At 58.2% G+C, this 3,898-nt stretch carries 4 protein-coding genes; all 4 read right to left on the reverse strand.

What is annotated here, in order from left to right; genetic code table 11:
• On the reverse strand, window positions 1–231 hold a 231-nt coding region (locus NW857_RS06075; RefSeq protein ID WP_414368323.1), incomplete at its 3' end, for a YggT family protein.
• A 169-nt stretch (window positions 232–400) separates the two neighbouring features.
• Window positions 401–775: a hypothetical protein gene (locus NW857_RS06080; RefSeq protein ID WP_414333591.1), complete on the reverse strand. Its 375-nt coding sequence runs from the start codon at window positions 773–775 to the stop codon at window positions 401–403.
• Between the two features lie 42 nt (window positions 776–817).
• The gene (locus NW857_RS06085; protein ID WP_414333589.1) at window positions 818–2,584 is read right to left on the reverse strand and encodes an ABC1 kinase family protein; all 1,767 of its coding nucleotides are present in this window, start codon (window positions 2,582–2,584) and stop codon (window positions 818–820) included.
• 153 nt (window positions 2,585–2,737) lie between these two features.
• Window positions 2,738–3,898 (reverse strand): glucose-1-phosphate adenylyltransferase (locus NW857_RS06090; protein ID WP_414368326.1); only part of this gene is annotated, 1,161 nt, incomplete at its 5' end.

Consider the following 3,898-nt stretch of genomic DNA (forward strand, 5'->3'; position numbering starts at 1 on the left):
GCCGCGGAAGAGGTTGAGATAGGGATCCGTGAGCTGGCTGAGCACCGACAGGATGGGGTTCGACCAGTTCAGTTGCGGGAACCAGCTCAGCAAAATCCGCACAATCAGCAGGGCATTGTAAATGACGATGAACTGGTAAAGGGAGCGAAACAGCAAAGACGCGGCACTGCCGTAGACCAGCCCCAGAGAGAGGCCGTCTGTCCAAGGGAGCAACAAAGGGCTGAGCATCATGGTTAGAAACAGCGAGGGAACGACTCTTCAACTCATCTCAACTTAAGCGCTGTCGGCAGAGGCAGACCTGATCCAGGAGGGCAACTCAGCCGAGAGACGAGAACACTGGCACCCCTCAGGGGAGAAAGCCAGTGCCGCCTCTAGTTTGGCATGGACAGGGATCCCCTGCTTAAGGCTTTTCCTCGACAGCGCTAGAAGATATTTCCTTGACAAGCAGTTGTGCGCGGGTGGCCTGGATCGCCTCGTTCAACTCGGCAATCTTGGCTTCGAGGGTGCGGCGGGCCTGGGCAATCCGCTCTGTTTCCTGTTCCCACTCCCTCCAGTCGCTGGAGCTGGGCACAGCCGGCTCACCCGAGACTCGGAGGCGCGGCCGCTCAGGAGGGACAGAGGTGCCGTTGAGACGGTCGGGATCGCGGCGCTGGCCTTCGGCGGATCCCTTGCTCAGTCGGGGGGCCAGCACAAAGGCGATCACCCCGCCGATGATCCCGCCCAACACAGCGCCGGCTACCACACCGGCAATGAAGTCACCTTTCTGATCTGCCACGCTTTTGTCCAGCTCACCAAACTTAAGCTATCTTCTTCTGTTCTACCTTTCCTGTCCCACTCCCGCCAGCAAATTCGGCCAGGGCTGGGGAAGTCGCCAGTGGCTGAGCCGCTCCAGGTGGGCTTGCATCTGTTCCCTCAACTCGGCCAAAGCATGTTGCAGATCGCCGGGCAGGGATCCCAGTGCCGCCTGCCAGAGGTGAGTTGGAGACAAGTCGGGGCTGACCACATGCCACAGCCGCTGTAGCTCCTCAAAGTGAAGGCGGTCATCTTCCGTAAGCGAAAGCACCAACTGGCGGCGCAGCTCGCGGGCCTCTTCCGACATCAAGTAGCGCAAACCCATTTGGGCAGTGGGGATCCAATCCAGCCCCCCATCGCTGCGGGCAATTTGGATCAAATTCTCCAGGCGGTTCCAGCGGAACTTGCCATCTTTAATCAGCACTTGCAGCAGCCGCTGGCGAATGCGGGGTGACTCATCCGTCAGCAGGCGCTTGGCCACGTAGGGATAGGCCACACCAACAATGCGAAACTGGGGATAGAGGCTAAGAGCCACCCCTTCTTGAGTAACCAAAGAGCGGATTACCAACGCAAAGTGGGAGGGTACCTGAAAGGGGTAGCGGTACATCAAATCGGAGAACTGGTCGGTGGCGGTTTTGAAGTTGAAGTTGCCCACCTCCTGGTTCAACACATCCGCCAGCACCGTCTCCAAAGCAGGGATCAGCTCTTGGCGGTTGACATCCGGCTGTAAAAAGCCCAGATGGATAAAATCGTCGATTAAGGCGTTGTAGTCGCGATCCACCAGGTGAACCAGCGCGTCCACCAGATATTCCTTCATTTCTTCGGTGAGCTGGTCCATCATGCCGAAGTCGATATAGGCCAGGCGGCCATCGGCCAGGGCAAACAGGTTGCCCGGATGGGGATCGGCGTGGAAAAAGCCGTATTCCAGCAACTGCTTCAGGCCAGCCACCACGCCGATGCGCACCAGTTGTCTGACCTCCAAGTTGGCGGCTCGAATCCGCTCCACATCGGTGAGCTTGATGCCGTCGATCCACTCCAGGGTCAACACCCGGCGGGTGCTGTAGGCCCAAAAGATGCGCGGCACATACACATCGGGATCGCCGCGAAAGTATTCGGCAAAGCGCTCGCAGTTTTGCCCTTCGTTCAGGTAGTCGATCTCCTCAAAAAGCTTGTAACCAAACTCATCCACCACCGCCGTCAAGGTGTTGCCCAGGTTCAGGGGCAGCCAGGAACCCAGCCAGGTGGAGGCCCAGCGGATGAGGTACAGATCTAGGCTCAGCCGCTCCCGCAGGTGGGGCCGCTGCACCTTGACCGCCACCCATTCGCCACTGTGCAGTTGCGCTTTGTAAACCTGGCCTAGGCTGGCCGCGGCCACCGGCTCGGAAGAGATCTGGGCGTAAATTTCGCTAATCGGACGGCCCAACTCTGACTCGATGCGGGCAAACGCCTCCTGGGAAGGAAAGCTGGGCAGTTGATCCTGCAGCTTGGTCAGCTCTTCCAAGTAGTCTTTGCGCACCAAGTCCGGTCGCGTCGAGAGGGCCTGCCCCACCTTGATGAAGGTGGGCCCCAGGTCGGTGAGCAGCTTGCGCAACTGGGCCGAGCGCTCCGCCACATTGCGCTCCGTCTGCCCCCACAGGCGATCCCAGCGCAGACAGAGGACAAACCAGAGAAAGGGCCAGAGAATGGCCAGCGCCCGACCGATCACCTGCGGCAGGCGCCAGCGGTAGTAACGAGCAATAAATTGCGGATCGTAAACTTCTAGGTCGGCAATCGAGGAAATCCTATTCAGCACGCTCAAGGGATCTCACAATCTGTTTTTAAAGCTCTCAATAGTTATCGTAATCTATTGTAACGGCAAAAGCCTCTTGATTCCTCTTCATCTTGCTTAACAGCACCTCCTCAGCGCTCGCCAGCCAGGTTCTTGGCCAGAGCCGACCTCCCCCGATCAAATGACGGTGTTGTCCGGGATCACCGAGTCCTTGATGATGGTGACGATGCCGTTGCTGATCCAGATCCCTTCCTCTTCCCGCTGCGCTTCGCTGACGTGATCCTTGTTGAGGATGCGGACGTTGCGCCCGATGCGGGCGTTCTTGTCCACGATGGCGTTGACAATGTGGGAGTTGGCCCCGATGCCCACCGGTGGGATCCCGGCCTCCAGCTTGGCCTGGCGCTCTTCTGCCGACTCGTAGTAATCGGCCCCCATGACCAGGGTGTTTTCTATGATGGTGTTGGCTTCCAGGCGGCTGCGAATGCCGATGATGGAATTGCGAATTTGGGCATTTTTGATGATACAGCCGTCGGCGATGATGGAATTGACGATGTGGGAATCGAGAATCTTGTTGGGGGGCAAAAAGCGCGGGCGGGTGTAGATGGGCATTTCGCTGTTGAAGAAGCTAAAAGGCGGGTTGGGCTGCTGCACCAGCGACAGGTTGGCCCGATAAAAAGCCTCGATGGTGCCGATGTCTTCCCAATAGCCCTTGAAGAGGTAAGCCTGCAGATGGTACTTGCCAATGGCTGCCGGCAGCACCTCTTTGCCGAAGTCGGTGTGCTCCTTCACCTGCAGCATCTCGATGAGGGCTTCCCGCCGGAATACATAAATGCCCATCGAGGCGATGTAGGGCTTGGCCTTGGCCTCTTCCGGGCTAAGGCCGAGGGCTTGGGTATCCACCTGACAGGCTTGCAGCAGCTCCCCCTGCGGCTTTTCCTTGAAATCGACAATGCGACCGTTCTCGCCGATCTTGAGCAGGCCAAAACCTGAGGCCACTTTTTCTTCGCAGGGGAGCACCGCCAGCGTCACATCGGCTCCGGTCTGCCGGTGATGGTGGATGAAGGGGCGGTAGTCCATGCGGTAGAGGTGATCCCCAGATAGGATGAGGAAGTCCCGTGGCTTCCAAGAGTCCATCAGCCAGAGATATTGGCGCACAGCATCGGCGGTGCCCTGAAACCAATCGGGGTTATCGGGCGTTTGTTGGGCCGCTAAAATATCCACAAAGCCGCCTGTGAAGGGAGACATGCGGTAGGTGTTGACGATGTGGCGGTTGAGAGAGGCGGAGTTGAACTGGGTGAGGACGTAGATTTTGTCGATATCGGAATTGATGCAGTTGCT

Origin of the sequence: Synechococcus sp. H55.9 (assembly GCF_047462355.1) — a bacterium.
Taxonomy (GTDB): domain Bacteria; phylum Cyanobacteriota; class Cyanobacteriia; order Thermostichales; family Thermostichaceae; genus Thermostichus.